Origin of the sequence: Actinotalea endophytica (assembly GCF_025717005.1) — a bacterium.
Classification (GTDB): Bacteria; Actinomycetota; Actinomycetes; order Actinomycetales; family Cellulomonadaceae; genus Actinotalea.
Map to the genome: position 1 here is coordinate 138,827 of NZ_JAOVZU010000006.1, position 14,981 is coordinate 153,807.

Sequence of the window (14,981 nt, forward strand, 5' to 3'; positions counted from 1 at the left end):
ACCCGAACGGGGCAAACCGCCCGGCGTGACATTTCGGGCCAACCGGACGAGCACGTAGGCTCGGAGCACCCCCGAGACTGGACGCAGCATGCCGATCTTCCCCGTGGATGGCGGGCTACCTCTGGCGACCCGTGCCATGCGGCCTGCCGACACGACGTACGGCGCGTCGGTGGTCGACGAGCACCTGGGTGCGCTGCTCGGCGAGCACCTGCTGCCGGTGCGCTCGCGTCGCGCGGGTGACGACGAGCCCTACCTCCTCGCGGTCGACGCGCACGGGCGGCCGGTCGTCGTCGAGGTCGTCGGTCTGCTGGACGGTGCCACGCTGCTCCGGGCCCTGGTCTACCTCGGGCGCGCGGCCCGACTGAGCCTGCGCGATCTGGCCGGGCTCTACCGCGGCGGCGCCAACCGGTTCAACACCGACCTGGCGACCTTCCGCGAGTCGGTGCCCGTGGTGCGGCTGGGCGCCGGGGGCGGCGGGGCGCGGCTGCTGCTGGTCTGCGCTCAGGTCGCCGACGGCATGGGCGACGTCGTCGCGGGCCTCGCGGACCGAGGCATCGAGGTCCTCAAGGTCGGTCTCGTCGACGGGCCGGGCGGGCACCTGATCGACGTGTCGCCCGTCCACCTCGCCGCGCCGGACGGCTCGTGGTCGGTGTCCAACGGTGTCGCGAGCCTCACGGCGGGCGGCCCGACCCCGGAGACGAGGCCGGAGCCGGGCATCGGCGAACCCCCGGACGAGGACACCCTGAGCGAGCTCCCACCCCGACCGCCCGGCACCGTGGTCCGGGTCCCCACCGGGGTCCGGCCGTTGTCGGGAGTGCCGGCGCAGTCGGCCCAGGCGACACCGTCCGGTGGCCTGCCGGCCGCGTCGTGGAGCGTCGTGCCGGACGAACCGCCCACGCCGGTGCCGGTCGGCGCCGACGACCGCGAGCACGCGGAGCACGAGCCGGCCCCCGCTGCCTCCGGGCACGCGGCGGGTTCGCACCGACTCGACGACCACGCGCCGAACCACCACTCGCCGGACCGCCATGAGCTCGACAGCAGGGCGCCGGACCACAGTGCGCTCGACGACCGTGCGCTCGACCACAGTGCGCCGGACCACCGTGCGCTCGACCACGGTGCGCTCGACGACCGTGCGCTCGACGACCACGCGGACCGGTCGCACAACGGCGTCTCGCGGTCCACCGGCGGGCCGTTGCCGGTGCGACCTGCGAGCGTGACGGTCCAGGCGCCCCGCACCGCCACGGCGGACGTGCCCGTCGTGGCCGGTGACGGCCGCCTGTCCCGGCTCGCGCAGTCCGGACCGGTCGCGCTGGTGTGGCACCGCCGCCGGCGGGGTGAGTACCTCGAGGCTCTCGTGCACACCGACGGCCTGATCGAGCTCGAGGACGGGACGCGCCTCATCGACCCGTCCGCGGCCGCCGAGATCGCGAGCGGCTCCCAGGTGCCCGTGGACGGCTGGCGGGTGTGGCGGGTCGGCCACGCGGAAGGACCGACGCTGGCCGAGGCCTGCGAGTCCTGAGAGCGGTGCGGGTCAGCCGGCGATCGTCACCGCGATCGCGCCGAGCTCGCCCGGGTCCAGCTCGTGACCGGTGCCGCCGTGCACGACCAGCGCGATCGTCTCGCCCGGCGTCGCGGCCGACAGGTCCAGGGTCACCGTGAACGGCTCGGCCGTCTCCATCGACCCGCCCTGGGCGATCTGGGTGTCCAGCGGCGTGGGGTCGCCGGGGCGGAACGCCTCGACCAGGACCGTGCCTTCGAAGCCGCGGCCCATGCCGCTGAGCTCGAGCGACCCGGCGGGTACCGTCGCGCCCTGCTCGGGCGAGGTGATCTGGGCGTAGTCGCTCACCGCGGCGGTCACGAACCAGCCGTCCGAGGCGCCGAGCTGGCGAAGCAGCAGCAGGCTCCGCTCGATCGGCGTGGCGCCGTCCTCGCCGGCGAAGAGCAGCTGCATCTCACCGGACCGCGAGTCGCCCGCCATGAACTCGCCGAGGTTCGGCGGGACGCCGAGCGCCTGCTCCACGAAGTCGGCCGCGGCCTCCTCCGGGGTCGCGTAGACGGTGTCAGCCGCGGGCCACACGGCCGGCTGCTCGGTCGTCGCGGGCGTCGTCTCGGCCGGTTCGGAGGTCATCGGCTCGGTCGTGGTCGCCGACTCGGAGCTCGTGCCGGACGTGCTGGTCGACGGTTCCGAGCTGCCGGTCGCGCACGCCGCCAGCAGGAGCACGGCGGCGGCGATCGCGGTTCCGGTCCAGGTGCGCCGTGTCATGGGGCCATCCTCCCTCGCGACCCCGGCCGGACCAAGGACATCCGCCCGATCAGCCCCACCCGTACGTGCCGATCCATCGGGTCAGGGCGGTGAGGAAGCGGTCCCGCGCCGGTCTGGCCGAGAGCGTGAGGTCGTGCAGCCCGCCCGGGATCCGCACCACGGTCACGTGGCGCCCGAGCAGCACGGCCCGTCGGGCGAGGAGGTCCACGTCGAGCACGGTGTCCGCGCTGCGCATCTCCTCGCGCCAGCGCGGGGCGAGGATGCTCGTGGTCGAGGCGGCCATCAGCACGGGGATCTCGAGGACCAGCCCGCGGGCGACCTGGGCGTGGCCGAGCAGGATGGCCTGCAGCCACCCCGGCCGGACCGGGAACATCGGGTGCGGTCGCCACGCCTCGTCGTACTCCCACTCGCCCCCGTGCCGGGCGAGCACCGACCGGGCGTAGTGACCGGGGTCGATGTTCGGCATGGGCGTGCGCGGCTGCGAGCGGGCGAGCGTCGCGACGACCGGCGTCGTGATGCTGCGGGTGAACGAGGCGCCGGCGAGCTCGAGCCACGGTGCGTTGAGCACGAGCGACGTGATGGCGTCGGGGTGCCGACGGGCCCACAGTGCGGCCACCAGGCCACCGGTGGAGTGGGCCATGACGAGCAGCCGCGCGACGTGCCCGTGCTCGGCCCGGATCAGGGCGACGGCCGCATCGATCTCCTCGTCGTAGGTCGCGAGGTCCTCGATGTAGTTCGGCGTCTGGTGCGGACGCAGGCTCCGCCCGTACTTGCGCAGGTCGAGCGCGTAGAACGCGACCTGCTGGGCGTGCCAGTACTCGGCGAGGTGGGCCTGGAAGAAGTAGTCGTTCCAGCCGTGCAGGTAGAGGACCACCCGGGCGGGCCGGGTCGGCTCGGGCGCGGGTGGCCGGTGGCGGACGAGGGTCGCGACGACCTCGCCCTCGTCGTCGGGGGCCAGCGGGAGGGTGCGGGCCTGGAAGTCCGGCCCGAGCACGTCGGTCACCCAGCCGTCGGACGGGTCGGGCGCGGTCCAGCGGGGCGTCCGTTCCGGGCCTGGCGGCTCGGTCACGGGAGCACCACCACCTTGCCGATCTGCTCGCCGGAGGCGAGCCGGGCGAGCGCCGACCGGGCGTCGGAGAGCGGGAAGGTCGCGTCGATCGTCGGGCGAAGGCCGCTGCGGACGCAGAACCTCATCAGGGCTTCCAGGTCGTCCTTGCTGCCCATCGTGGCGCCGACCACGCGCAGCTCGGTGAAGAACATCCGGGTCAGCTCGGCGCCGGGCTGGTCCCCGGTGGTCGCACCCGCCACCACGATCACGCCGCCCGGGCGCAGCGCCTTGACCGAGTGCGACCAGGTCGCGGCCCCGACGGTCTCGATCACCGCGTCGACCCGGAACGGTGCCCGGCCGCCGGGCTCGATCGCGGCCACCGCCCCGGACGCGGTCGCGTGCTCCCGCTTGGCCGCGCTGCGGCTGGTCGCGACGACCTCGAGACCGGCTGCGGCACCGAGCGCGATCGCCGCCGACGAGACCCCGCCACCGGCACCCTGCACGAGCACACGGTCCCCGGGGCGCAGCCCGGCGCTGGTGAACAGCATCCGGTAGGCCGTCAGCCATGCGGTGGGCAGGCAGGCAGCCTCGGCGAAGCTCAGCTCTTCGGGCTTGGGCACCAGGTTCCAGGTCGGGACCGCGACGCGTTCGGCGAGCGTGCCCGGGTACCGCTCCGAGAGCAGGCTGCGCCGCTCGGTCGGTCCGACCCCGTGCCCGGTCGCGCCGATCACGCCGTGCACCACGACGTCCAGCGGGCCGTTCGGTCCGTCGACGACGCCGGCGGCGTCGGTGCCGAGCACCATGGGCAGCTGGGCGGCGCTCAGGCCCACGCCGCGCAGCGACCACAGGTCGTGGTGGTTGAGGCTCGCAGCGCGCACCTGGACCACCGACCAGTCGGGGCGCCCGTCGGGAGCGGCGGCGTCGGGCACCTCGGCGACCTCGAGGCCGGAGGCGGGGTCGTCGGGGGAGATCCGGGCGGCGAAGGCGGCACGCATGGGCTCAACGTACGGCCCTCGGGCGGGTCAGAGCAGCGGAAGCCGCGAACCGAGATCGGGAACCGAGTCCGCGGTGGAGCGGGCTCGGAGCGCAGCGGTGACCGTGCCGACCGAGACCGGGACGCGTCCGGTCGCGACCCGGAGCCAGGCCAGCGGGTCGACGACCTCGAGGTCCCAGCCCCCGCGGTCCAGGAGGACCTCGAGCAGCGCGTCGCTGACCACCTGGACGGCCCCGGGCTCGAGCGGACCCGGACCGGGCCAGGGCCCGCGGGACCGCACCAGGTCGTCGCCGTGCACGACGAGCTCGACGAGCCGGGAGACCACCATCTCGGACAGCAGGATCGGGGCACGCCGGGCCTGGACCACCGGGTCCGGCCCGACCGCCCGCAGCTCGCGGAGACGGTCGAACGTCTCGGCGGAGAGCCGGTCGATGCCGCGCAGCGGGTCGTGCTGGATCTCGACCGCGAGGTCCCGGGTCACCGCGGTGATCTGCTCCGCGCGGTCGGGATAGGTGCCGAGGTACTCGCCGAGCGTGAGAGGAACGGTGCCGGGCTCGGCCGGGCGGCACACCGCGAGCGCGCTCATCGCCCGGGCCAGGTGCGCGACGAGCTCGGCGACGGACCACCCGGGCAGGCTGCTCGGGGCCGGGTCGGTCGCGGCGTCGGTCAGCTCGACCCAGGCCCGGAGCCGGCGCCACTGGGTCTCGAGCAGGGCCGCGAGCGCGGCGACGTCGTCAGCACTGAGAGGTCCGCCCATGGCGATCATGCTAGGCGGGCGACTCCAGCAGGTCGCGGACCACGGCGCCGACCTGCTCGATCTCGATCAGGAAGCCGTCGTGCCCGTGGTCGGAGTGCACCAGGTGCACGTCGGGGGAGCCGGGAAGCGCTGCGGCGATCCGCGCGGACTCCTCGGGCAGGTAGAGCCGGTCGGAGTCGACCGCGACGACCGCCGTGCGGGCCGTCACACCGGCGAGCGCGGCCGCCACGCCGCCCCGCCCGCGCCCGACGTCGTGGGACAGGATCGACTCGGTGAGTGCGACGTACGACCCGGGGTCGAACCGGCCGACGAGCTTGCCGGCGTGGTGGTCGAGGTAGGACTGCACGGCGAACCGGCCGCCGCCACCCAGCGGCTGCTCGCCGTCCTGCGCGCGCCGGCCGAACCGGGTGTCGAGCTCGAACGCGCTGCGGTAGGTGGTGTGCGCGATCTGACGTGCCACACCCATCCCCGCGAGCGGGCCGTTGCCGTCGGCGACGTCGTAGTAGTCCCCGCCGTGCCAGGCGGGGTCGGAGCGGATCGCGGCGAGCTGGGCGTGCGCCCACGCGATCTGGTCCCCGCTGGACAGGGCCGTGGTCGCGACCGGTGCGACCGCGCGGACCCGGTCCGGCTCCATCACGGCCCACTCGAGGGCGCGCATGCCGCCCATCGAGCCACCGATCACCAGGGCCCAGCTCGGCACGCCGAGGGCGTCCGCGAGGGCGACCTCGGCGCGCACCTGGTCGCGCACCGTGACGTAGGGGAAGCGTGAACCCCAGGGGCGTCCGTCGGGCGCGGGTGACGAGGGTCCGGTCGATCCCTGACAGCCACCGACCACGTTGGCCGCGACGACGAACCAGCGGTCGGTGTCGATCGGCCGGCCCGGGCCGACCATCGTGCCCCACCACCCGGGCGTGGGGTGGCCGGGGCCACGGTCGCCGGTCACGTGCGAGTCGCCGGTGAGCGCGTGCTCGACGAGCACGGCGTTCGACCCGTCGGCGGCGAGCGTGCCCCAGGTCTCGTAGGCGAGTCGGACGGCGGACAGGTGCCCACCGGTCTCGAGGTCCAGCGGGCCGATGTCGCACAGCTTCCGGTCGCCGAGCGGGTCGCCCTCCCGCCAGACCGCGCCGGCGCGCGTGCGCCCGCCGGGCAGCACCCGAAGGGCGCCCGGGGTCGAGGTCCGGCGGGAGGGCGAGGACATCAGGCTTCCTTCGCGGCCCGGAAGCCGGCCTCGAGGTCGGCCAGGATGTCGTCGATGTGCTCGATGCCGACCGCGAGGCGGACCAGACCGGGCGTGACACCGGAGAAGGCCTGCTCCTCCGGGGTGAGCTGGCTGTGCGTCGTGGACGCGGGGTGGATGACCAGCGAGCGGACGTCGCCGATGTTCGCGACGTTCGAGTGCAGCTCGAGCGCCGAGACGAAGGCCTGGCCCGCCTCGGTGCCGCCCTCGAGCTCGAAGGAGAGCACGGCGCCCGCGCCGCGCGGGGCGTACTTGAGCTGGTTGGCGTGCCACGGCGAGGAGGCCAGGCCCGCGTAGTTGACGTGCACGACGTCCTCACGTGCCTCGAGCCACTCGGCCACCGCCTGGGCGTTCGCGACGTGCCGCTCCAGACGCAGCGAGAGGGTCTCGATGCCCTGCGAGATGAGGAACGCGTTGAACGGGCTGATCGCCGTGCCGAGGTCGCGCAGCAGCTGGACCCGGGCCTTGAGGATGAACGCGAGGTTCGCGCCGAACGCGCCGCCGACGCCCAGGTCGCGGGCGTACACCAGGCCGTTGTACGACGGGTCGGGCGTGTTGTAGTTCGGGAAGCGCTCGGGGTGCTGGGCGAAGTCGAACGTCCCGCCGTCGACGATCACGCCGCCGATCGCGGTGCCGTGCCCGCCGAGGTACTTCGTGGCCGAGTGCACGACGATGTCGGCGCCCCAGCGCAGCGGGTTGACCAGGAACGGCGTCGCGACGGTGTTGTCGACGATCAGCGGGACGCCGGCCTCGTGGGCGACGCCGGCGACGGTCTCGATGTCGAGCACGTCGATCCGCGGGTTCGGGATGGTCTCGGCGAAGAACAGCTTGGTGTTCGGCTGGACGGCGTCGCGCCACTGCTGCGCGTCGTGCGGGTCGGCCACGAAGGTGGTCTCCACGCCGAGCTTGGCGAGCGTGTAGTGCAGCAGGTTGTAGGTGCCGCCGTACAGCGACGAGGACGCGACCACGTGGTCGCCCGCCTCGGCGATGTTGAGGATCGCAAGGGTCTCGGCGGCCTGGCCGGAGGAGACCAGCAGGGCGCCGACACCGCCCTCGAGGTCGGCGATCCGGTTCTCGACGGCCTCGGTGGTCGGGTTGCCGATCCGGGTGTAGATCGGGCCGAGCTCCTTCAGCGCGAACCTGTCCGCGGCCTGCTGGGCCGAGTCGAACACGAACGACGTGGTCTGGTAGATCGGCAGCGCACGGGCGCCGGTGGCGGCGTCCGGGGTCTGGCCGGCGTGGATCTGGCGGGTCTCGAAGGACCAGTTCTCGTTGCTCATCGTGGGCTCCTGGGTGGAAGGGCGCGGGAGACCACGGGCAGCGTGCTGACCCTGGCCGGCCCGCAGATGGGGGTCGGGACAGGAATGGCACGTCGGGAAGTTGGCCCGTTCCGGTCAGGCGCCAGTGCGCCGAGTGCTACCGGGTTTCGGGCACGCCGAACGTGCGCGTCAGCGGCACATTCGACGGGTCATGGCGCAGAGCGTATGTCGCGCTGTCCCGGAGGGCGTACACCCGTCTCGGCATCTGGGACCGACGTGCCCGGCTGATCCCGGTTCGGGACGAACGGTGCTTCACCCGCGCGGGTCACGGTGGTGGCCTGCTGCGGTCGACGGACTGTCGAGCGCGAGCCCGTGGATCCGTTCGTCAAGCAGGCGCGCCGACGTGCCGATGGGTGCAGAGTGACTCACCCATCCGGGTGGTGGCGCGTGTTAACGGCTGATGCTGGTGTTACTTCTGTTCACTTCTGAGGTCGTAGCCACTAGCGTCGGGCGAGGTTCCGTCATCGAGGGGAGTGCTGGATGCGCGTGCGCAGTGCCGCGATCGCGCTCGCCCTCGTGATCGGCGCAGGGACGGCGGGCCCCGCCGGGGCCGACCCGATCGACGACGATGACGTCGCCCAGGCGGCCGCCGCCGTCGACGCGGCGAGCGCGGACGTCGCCCGGATCGAGCTCGAGCTCGCCGTGCAGTCCAGCGAGCTGGACGACGCGTGGACCGCCGTCGCGGTCGCCGGCGAGGCCTACACGCAGGCCACCGTCGACGCCGACACGGCGCAGGCCACGTTCGCCGACGCCACCGCGCGCGCCGACCAGGCCAACGCCGACGCGGAGCAGGCCGGGCGTGAGCTCGGGGCGATCGCCCTCGAGGCGTACCGATCCGGCGGTGGCCTCGACGCGATCGGTGCGCTCCTGGTCGCCGACGGCGTCGAGGACCTCATGGCCCGCAGCGCCGCGATGGACCAGCTGGGCACGCGAGCCCAGCAGGCCGTTCAGCGGCTCGAGGCCGCACAGATCGTCGCCGACACGCTCAACGAGCGGGCACAGACCGCTTCGCAGGAGGCGACCGCCGCCGCGGACCACGCCGCCGAGGCGCTGGCCCAGGCCGAGCAGACCCAGCAGGACACCGAGCAGCGGGTCGCGGCGATCCAGGCCGAGCGCGAGACGCTGCTCGTCCGGCTCGCCACCGCGCGGCAGACCTCGGTCGAGGTCGAGACCGCGCGCATGGCGCAGCAGGACGCCGAGCGGCGCGCCCGGGAGGAGGCCGCGGCGCGCGCGGCGCGCGAGTCGTCCGGCACGCCCACGACGAGCACGCCGTCGACGCCGTCGACCGGAACCCCGACGACGTCCCCGTCGACTGCCCCCAGCGCTGAGCCGACGACCGCTCCGACGAGCACGCCGACCACGTCGCCGAGTGCCGAGCCGAGCCCGACGCCGTCCGCCACGTCCACGCCGACCCCGACGCCGACCCCGGCGCCGACCTCGGACCCGTACGGGCTCGGCACCGGCTCGCAGCGCGGCTCGGCCTCGCAGGGTGAGTCGGCGGTGGCCTGGGCGCTCAGCCAGGTCGGCAAGCCCTACGTGTACGGGGCCGCCGGGCCGGACAGCTTCGACTGCTCGGGCCTGACGATGCGGTCGTGGCAGGCCGCCGGGGTCTCGATCTACCGGACCTCGCGCGACCAGTACCGCCAGGTGAAGAAGATCAGCTACGACTCGCTGCGGCCCGGGGACCTCGTCTTCTGGGGCACCGACCCGTCGAACCCCAGCAGCGTGTACCACGTCGCGATGTACATCGGCGGTGGCCAGATCGTCGAGGCGCCGCGCCCCGGGCTGACCGTGCGGGTCGTGCCGATGCGGTGGTCGGGGACGATGCCGTACGCCGGGCGGCCCTGACGTAGCTCGCCCGCCACCGCTCGTCCGCTGCTCAGGCGGCCGGGCCGCGCTGCAGCCGTTCGGACGCCTCGCGCTCGACGAGCAGGGCGACGAAGTCGCGGACCTTGCTGCGGTCGTACGCGGCATGGCACTCGTGGACGACGGCGTCGATCTCCGCGCGGCTCACCTCGGGGTGCATCGCCCCGAGCCGGTCTCCCACGGTCGCGAGCTGGGCTGCTTCGTCGTCGGTCATCGGGGCCTCCCGTGGTCGCCTCCCGAGCGGGGCGGCGGAGGTCCTCACGCTAGACCGGGCTGCTGAGACGCGGAAGGCGTCAGGTGAACACAGCCTGTGAATTGGGCGGACCGCCCGCACCGGGAACCAGTGAGGCCCCGCACCTGAGGTGCGGGGCCCGGACGCGGTCAGCCGGCCAGTGGCAGGTGGCGCAGCCGTCCGGGCCGCTGGTAGGCGGCGGTCGTCTCCACGGTGTAGCGGAACCGTGGTGCGTCGAGCTGTGCGACGTCGACGACCTCGACCTCGAGCACGTCGCCGGCCTCGTGGGCGTCCGACGTGCCGATCATCTCGCCGTCCAGCGGGCCGTCGACGAACAGGTACGTCGGCATCGGGCCCTCCTCCGGTCGTGTCATCACGGGCTCGACGCTAGACGGCGCCGGTGAACGGACCGCGGAGCAGCAGTGTCGAGCAGGCGAAGGCCTTGTATCGATTCGACCTTCACCGTGCCTGATCGGCACGAATGGGCAGCACCTGAGGGAGAGCGGCCGGCTCAGTGGTGGCCGTACCCGGCTTCCTTGGCCCGCTCGTAGGAGCGTCGGATCTCTTCCTCGGCAGCCGCCTTGTCCACCCAGTGCGCGCCCTCGACGGACTTGCCGGGCTCGAGGTCCTTGTAGACCTCGAAGAAGTGCTGGATCTCCAGCCGGTGGAACTCCGAGACGTCGTCGATGTCCTGCCGCCACGACGCGCGCTGATCGCCGACCGGGACGCACAGCACCTTGTCGTCGCCGCCGGCCTCGTCGCGCATCCGGAACATGCCGAGGGCCCGGCAACGGATGAGGCAGCCGGGGAAGGTCGGCTCCTCGAGCAGCACGAGGGCGTCCAGGGGGTCGCCGTCCTCGCCGAGAGTGTCGTCGATGAACCCGTAGTCGTCCGGGTACCGGGTCGAGGTGAAGAGCATGCGGTCGAGCTTGATGCGCCCCGTCTCGTGGTCGACCTCGTACTTGTTCCGGTTGCCCTTGGGGATCTCGATCGTGACGTCGAACTCCACGGTTCTCCTTCGGCCGGCACGTGATGGACGCTGAGCGTGACCTAGTGTGGCGCACCGACGGCCGAAAAGCCGCCTCGGGTTCGGCGGCGTGGTGTCCGGCGGGCGCGGGCGGCGGCGGCGGATGACGAGGAGGGCGGGCGTGGCGACCACCAGGCAGGTGACGGCCGGAGTGCTCGTCGCGGTGCTCGGTCTGGGCGCCGGCTGGTCGGTGCTGGACGCGCTCGACCTGGTGCCCGGCGTCCTCACCCTCGCCCCCGTGCCGCCCGCCGCCGAGCCGTTCCCCACCGCGCCCGGCGCGGTCGTGGTGCCCGAGCCCGAGCAGGTGGTGGCGGACCTCGACCCCGATGCCCTCGTGCCGGACGCGGCGACCGTGAGCGCGTGGGCGCAGTCGCTGGTGTCCGACTCCCGGATGGGTGACTCGACCTCGGTCGTCGTGTCCGACGCGCTCACCGGCGAGGTCCTGGTCGACCTCGACGGGAGCGTGCCGCAGGTGCCGGCGTCCACCGCGAAGCTGCTGACCACCATGGCGGCGCTGAGCGCGCTCGGCCCGGACCGCACGCTGCCCACGACGGTCGTCCAGGCCGCGCCGGGCGAGCTCGTGCTGGTCGGCGGCGGGGACATGATGCTCGCGCCCGGAGCGGGCGACCCGGACGCCGTGGTCGGCCACGCCGGCCTGGGCGACCTCGCCGACCAGGTCGCGGCGGCCCTGGCCGAGGAAGGCCGCGACGAAGTGACGCTCGCGGTGGACGACACGCTGTTCTCGGGACCGTCGATCCACCCCGACTGGGTGGCGAGCGACGTCGCTCACGGCTACGTCGCGGCGGTGACCCCGCTCGCGGTCGAGATCGCGAAGACCGACCCCGAGGAGGCCTACCCGCCCCGGTACCCGGACCCCACGGGGAACGCCACCGGGATCTTCATCGACCTGCTCGCCGAGCGAGGCATCTCGGTGACCGGTTCGGTCCAGGTCGCGGCCGCACCCGAGGGCGCGACCGAGATCGGCCGGGTCGAGTCCGCGCCGATCGCCGAGATCGTGCACCACGTGCTGCTGGTCTCGGAGAACACGATCGCCGAGGTGCTCGGCCGGCTGGTCGCGGTCGAGCGCGGCCTGCCCGGCAGCTTCACCGGGGCCGGCACCGCGGTGCTGGCCCAGCTCGCGTTCGACGGCCTGCCCGTCGCGGGCGCGACCCTGGCCGACTGCAGCGGCCTCGCGGCCACGTCGTCGATCCCCGCGGACCTGCTGGTCGAGGCCGTGCGCTTCGCGTCCGAGCAGCCGAGCCTGCGGGCCGTGCTCACCTACCTGCCGATCGGCGGCCTGGTCGGCACCCTGAACGACCGCTTCACGAGCGGACCCGGCGAGGGCACGGTGCGCGCCAAGACCGGGTCGCTGCCCGGGGTGACGTCGCTGGCCGGGACCGTGCAGACGGTGGACGGTCGGCTGCTCGCGTTCGCGGTGCTGGCCGACGACACCCCCTCGGGCGGGCAGTGGGGTCCACGGGCCGCGATCGACGCGTTCGTGCAGAAGCTCGCCGGGTGCGGTTGCACCGAGGCGGCGGCGTGAGCGCCGACTGGGCGGCCGCGGGCCGGTGGGCCGGTCGCCTCATGCCGCCCGGGCCGCCGGTCGACCGGGCCGAGGCCGTCGCGCTGGTCGATCGCCTGCGCACGGCGGCGGGCCGTGCGCTGCCGCTGGCCGAGCGGGCCGGCCGGATGGGCGCCGCCCTGGACGCGGCGGGGCGCCCGGGCCCGGCCGAGGTGCTCGTCGTGGACCGTCCCGGCTGGGCCCGTGCCGCGGCGCAGTCCTTCGTCGAGCTCGCCGGCCCCGCACTGACCGGCCCGGGAGCGACCACCCAGCTCGCCGTGGCGCTGGGCGTGATCGGGACGCGCGTGCTCGGGCAGTTCGACCCCTACGTGCGGCCGCGGCTGCTGCTCGTCGCGCCGAACGTGCTCGAGGTGGGCCGCGCGATGCGGGCCGAGGCGGACGACTTCGCGCTGTGGGTCTGCGTGCACGAGCAGACCCACGCGCTGCAGTTCGCCGCCGCCCCGTGGCTGGCGGACCACCTGCGCTCCGAGGCGGCCGCGCTGCTCGGCGCCCTGCAAGGGCCCGGCCGGGAGCTCGGCGCGGCGTTCGAGCAGGTGACCCGCGCGGTCCGGGACGGTGGCGGCACGCCGCTGGAAGGGCTCCTGGACGAGGAGCAAGCCTCCCGGCTGCGTCGCGTGACGGCCGTGATGTCGCTGCTCGAGGGCCACGCCGACGTCACCATGGACCGCGTCCCGACGGCGTCGATCCGGTCCAAGAACACGCTGCGCCGACGCATGGAGGCCAGGCGCCGGTCGGGTGGGTTCCAGCTCGTGCTTCGTCGCCTGCTCGGCCTGGAGGCGAAGCTCGCGCAGTACCGCGACGGCGCGGCCTTCGTGCGAGAGGTCCGCCGGGCGGCCCCGGACGCGCTCGACCTGGTGTGGCGCGAGCCCGAGGCGCTGCCGACGGATGTCGAGATCGCCGATCCCGCCGCGTGGTTGCGGCGCACCCGGCCGTGACCGGACCGGCTCCCGCCGTCGCCGCGGTGCGCGCCGCGGTGCGAGCCGACCTGACCGCCCTGCTCGCGGAGGCCGCCGGGGCCTCGGCCGGCCCGGACGTCGACGCAGCCGCCGACGTGAGCGGGCCGCGGTCGACGGTCGGGGGCCGGGGGCTCGTCCTCGTCGCGGTGTCGGGCGGTCCGGACTCGCTCGCGCTCGCCGCCGCCGTCGCGTTCGTCGCACCGCGACTGGGCCTGCGGGCCGAGGCGGTGGTCGTCGACCACGGCCTGCAGCCGGGCAGCGCCGAGGTCGCCGAACGTGCGGCGGACAGCTGCCGAGAGCTAGGTCTGCCGGCCCGGGTGCGTGCCGTGACACCTCGCGACCCGAGCGAGGCCGCCGCGCGCGAGGTCCGTCACGCCGCCCTGGCCGAGGAGGCCGAGCGATCCGGGGCGCTCGCCGTGCTGCTCGGCCACACGCGCGACGACCAGGCCGAGCAGGTGCTGCTCGGCCTGGCGCGCGGCTCGGGGGCCAGGTCGCTCGCGGGGATGCCGGCGGTGCGCGGGCTCGTGCGGCGGCCGTTGCTGGGCCTGCCGCGCAGCGTGCTCGCGCAGGCCTGCACCGACCAGGGGCTCGAGCCGTGGCACGACCCGACCAACCATCCCGACGGCGGTGGTGCGCTGCGCGCGCGGGTCCGCCACGAGCTGCTCCCGATGTTCGACGACGTGCTCGGTTCGGGGGTCGACGCGGCGCTGGCCCGGACCGCGGACCTGCTGCGTGCCGACGCGGAGGTGCTCGACGAGCTCGCCTCGGACCTGCTGGACCGGGCGAGGGCCGCCGGGGCCGGCGACCCCGCGGCCGGCTCCCTCGCCGGGGCGCCGGCCGGGTCGGACCTGCTGGACGTCGCCACGCTCGCCGCCGCGCCCGAGGCGCTGCGCACCCGCGCGCTGCGGCTCGCGGTGCTCGCCTGGGGCGCGCCGGCCGGCTCCGTGCACGCGGTGCACGTCGCCGCGGTGGACGCGCTGGTGACCCGCTGGAACGGCCAGGGGCCGGCGGACCTTCCGGGCCTGAGGGTGGCCAGACGGTGTGGCAGGCTTGGCCCCCTCACCTCGACCGAGAGGACGCGCGGTGGACGCGACTGACATGGGCGGCGACCTGGCGAAGGTGCTCCTGTCCGAGGAGCAGCTCCAGACCCGGCTCGACGAGCTGGCGGCACAGGTGGACGCGGACTACGCAGGACGCGACCTGCTGCTGGTCGGGGTGCTCAAGGGCGCCGTCATGGTGATGGCCGACTTCGCCCGCCGGCTGCACCTGCCGATCCAGATGGACTGGATGGCGGTGTCCTCCTACGGCGCGGGCACGACGTCCTCCGGCGTGGTCCGGATCCTCAAGGACCTGGACACCGACCTGTCCGACCGGCACGTGCTGATCGTCGAGGACATCGTCGACTCGGGCCTGACGCTCTCCTGGCTGCTGTCCAACCTGCGCAGCCGCAACCCTGCGAGCGTCGAGATCCTGACCATGCTCCGCAAGCCCGAGGCCGCCAAGGTCGACGTGGACGTGCGGTACGTCGGCTTCGAGATCCCCACCGAGTTCGTGGTGGGCTACGGCCTGGACTACGCGGAGAAGTACCGCAACCTGCCGTTCGTCGGCACGCTCGCACCGCACGTCTACGCGGACTGAACGCCGACGCCGGGCGAGCCCCCGGGCAACGTCCCGCCGCGCGTCCGGGTTCCCCTTCCTGC

General features: G+C 74.3%; 15 protein-coding genes. 6 read left to right on the forward strand and 9 right to left on the reverse strand.

The genetic code is table 11. The annotated features are described in order from the left end of the window. Positions 1 to 88 precede the first annotated feature (88 nt). Positions 89 to 1,519: a hypothetical protein gene (locus OEB99_RS11715; RefSeq protein ID WP_263510278.1), complete on the forward strand. Its 1,431-nt coding sequence runs from the start codon at positions 89 to 91 to the stop codon at positions 1,517 to 1,519. Positions 1,520 to 1,531: 12 nt separating this feature from the next. Here OEB99_RS11715 and OEB99_RS11720 read toward each other — a convergent pair whose 3' ends face one another. From OEB99_RS11720 to OEB99_RS11745, 6 genes are read right to left on the reverse strand one after another with little or no spacing between them, the layout of a single operon-like run. Next, the gene (locus OEB99_RS11720) at positions 1,532 to 2,263 is read right to left on the reverse strand and encodes a Gmad2 immunoglobulin-like domain-containing protein (protein WP_263510279.1); all 732 of its coding nucleotides are present in this window, start codon (positions 2,261 to 2,263) and stop codon (positions 1,532 to 1,534) included. Between the two features lie 49 nt (positions 2,264 to 2,312). After that, complete coding sequence (locus OEB99_RS11725; RefSeq protein ID WP_263510280.1) at positions 2,313 to 3,332, reverse strand: alpha/beta hydrolase; 1,020 nt, start codon at positions 3,330 to 3,332, stop codon at positions 2,313 to 2,315. Continuing rightward, complete coding sequence (locus OEB99_RS11730) at positions 3,329 to 4,306, reverse strand: zinc-binding dehydrogenase (RefSeq protein ID WP_263510282.1); 978 nt, start codon at positions 4,304 to 4,306, stop codon at positions 3,329 to 3,331. The genes OEB99_RS11725 and OEB99_RS11730 overlap by 4 nt, the downstream gene beginning before the upstream one ends. 27 nt (positions 4,307 to 4,333) lie before the next feature. Continuing rightward, the gene (locus OEB99_RS11735; RefSeq protein WP_263510283.1) at positions 4,334 to 5,062 is read right to left on the reverse strand and encodes a maleylpyruvate isomerase N-terminal domain-containing protein; all 729 of its coding nucleotides are present in this window, start codon (positions 5,060 to 5,062) and stop codon (positions 4,334 to 4,336) included. A gap of 10 nt (positions 5,063 to 5,072) precedes the next feature. Then, positions 5,073 to 6,260, reverse strand: a complete 1,188-nt coding sequence (gene metX, locus OEB99_RS11740; RefSeq protein ID WP_263510284.1) for a homoserine O-acetyltransferase MetX — start codon at positions 6,258 to 6,260, stop codon at positions 5,073 to 5,075. Then, positions 6,260 to 7,579 carry a bifunctional o-acetylhomoserine/o-acetylserine sulfhydrylase gene (locus tag OEB99_RS11745; RefSeq protein WP_263510286.1) on the reverse strand — a complete coding sequence of 440 codons (1,320 nt, stop codon included), beginning with the start codon at positions 7,577 to 7,579 and terminating at the stop codon, positions 6,260 to 6,262. The genes metX and OEB99_RS11745 overlap by 1 nt, the downstream gene beginning before the upstream one ends. Positions 7,580 to 8,098: 519 nt before the next feature. On the opposite strand from OEB99_RS11745, the gene OEB99_RS11750 reads away from it, so the two are divergent. Further along, positions 8,099 to 9,466, forward strand: a complete 1,368-nt coding sequence (locus OEB99_RS11750) for a C40 family peptidase (RefSeq protein ID WP_263510287.1) — start codon at positions 8,099 to 8,101, stop codon at positions 9,464 to 9,466. A gap of 31 nt (positions 9,467 to 9,497) precedes the next feature. On the opposite strand, the gene OEB99_RS11755 is transcribed toward OEB99_RS11750, so the two are convergent. The 3 genes from OEB99_RS11755 to OEB99_RS11765 form a co-directional block, all read right to left on the reverse strand. Further along, on the reverse strand, positions 9,498 to 9,698 hold the full coding sequence (locus OEB99_RS11755; protein ID WP_263510290.1) for a three-helix bundle dimerization domain-containing protein: 201 nt from the start codon (positions 9,696 to 9,698) through the stop codon (positions 9,498 to 9,500). A 167-nt stretch (positions 9,699 to 9,865) separates the two neighbouring features. Beyond that, positions 9,866 to 10,093: a hypothetical protein gene (locus OEB99_RS11760; protein WP_263510295.1), complete on the reverse strand. Its 228-nt coding sequence runs from the start codon at positions 10,091 to 10,093 to the stop codon at positions 9,866 to 9,868. A gap of 134 nt (positions 10,094 to 10,227) precedes the next feature. Further along, on the reverse strand, positions 10,228 to 10,725 hold the full coding sequence (locus OEB99_RS11765; RefSeq protein WP_263510298.1) for an inorganic diphosphatase: 498 nt from the start codon (positions 10,723 to 10,725) through the stop codon (positions 10,228 to 10,230). A 139-nt stretch (positions 10,726 to 10,864) separates the two neighbouring features. Here OEB99_RS11765 and dacB point away from each other — a divergent pair, with 139 nt between their 5' ends. Genes dacB through hpt form a run of 4 tightly spaced genes read left to right on the forward strand, consistent with a single transcriptional unit; the run spans position 10,865 to position 14,919 of the window. Continuing rightward, a complete protein-coding gene (gene dacB / locus OEB99_RS11770) occupies positions 10,865 to 12,286 on the forward strand; it encodes a D-alanyl-D-alanine carboxypeptidase/D-alanyl-D-alanine endopeptidase (RefSeq protein WP_263510302.1) in 1,422 nt (473 codons plus the stop codon). Then, positions 12,283 to 13,260 (forward strand): zinc-dependent metalloprotease, encoded by a 978-nt coding sequence (locus OEB99_RS11775; RefSeq protein ID WP_263510308.1) that lies wholly within the window; start codon positions 12,283 to 12,285, stop codon positions 13,258 to 13,260. Before dacB ends, OEB99_RS11775 begins: the two co-directional genes overlap by 4 nt. Next, positions 13,257 to 14,378, forward strand: a complete 1,122-nt coding sequence (gene tilS, locus OEB99_RS11780; protein WP_263510313.1) for a tRNA lysidine(34) synthetase TilS — start codon at positions 13,257 to 13,259, stop codon at positions 14,376 to 14,378. Before OEB99_RS11775 ends, tilS begins: the two co-directional genes overlap by 4 nt. Then, positions 14,365 to 14,919 carry a hypoxanthine phosphoribosyltransferase gene (gene hpt / locus OEB99_RS11785; RefSeq protein WP_263510319.1) on the forward strand — a complete coding sequence of 185 codons (555 nt, stop codon included), beginning with the start codon at positions 14,365 to 14,367 and terminating at the stop codon, positions 14,917 to 14,919. The genes tilS and hpt overlap by 14 nt, the downstream gene beginning before the upstream one ends. The last annotated feature ends 62 nt before the right edge of the window (positions 14,920 to 14,981 follow it).

Coding starts and splice junctions, on each gene's coding strand:
- OEB99_RS11715 (WP_263510278.1), top strand. CDS start 89: ATGCCGATCTTCCCCGTGGATGGCGGGCTACCTCTGGCGACCCGTGCC.
- OEB99_RS11720 (WP_263510279.1), bottom strand. CDS start 2,263: ATGACACGGCGCACCTGGACCGGAACCGCGATCGCCGCCGCCGTGCTC.
- OEB99_RS11730 (WP_263510282.1), bottom strand. CDS start 4,306: ATGCGTGCCGCCTTCGCCGCCCGGATCTCCCCCGACGACCCCGCCTCC.
- OEB99_RS11735 (WP_263510283.1), bottom strand. CDS start 5,062: ATGGGCGGACCTCTCAGTGCTGACGACGTCGCCGCGCTCGCGGCCCTG.
- metX (WP_263510284.1), bottom strand. CDS start 6,260: ATGTCCTCGCCCTCCCGCCGGACCTCGACCCCGGGCGCCCTTCGGGTG.
- OEB99_RS11745 (WP_263510286.1), bottom strand. CDS start 7,579: ATGAGCAACGAGAACTGGTCCTTCGAGACCCGCCAGATCCACGCCGGC.
- OEB99_RS11750 (WP_263510287.1), top strand. CDS start 8,099: ATGCGCGTGCGCAGTGCCGCGATCGCGCTCGCCCTCGTGATCGGCGCA.
- OEB99_RS11755 (WP_263510290.1), bottom strand. CDS start 9,698: ATGACCGACGACGAAGCAGCCCAGCTCGCGACCGTGGGAGACCGGCTC.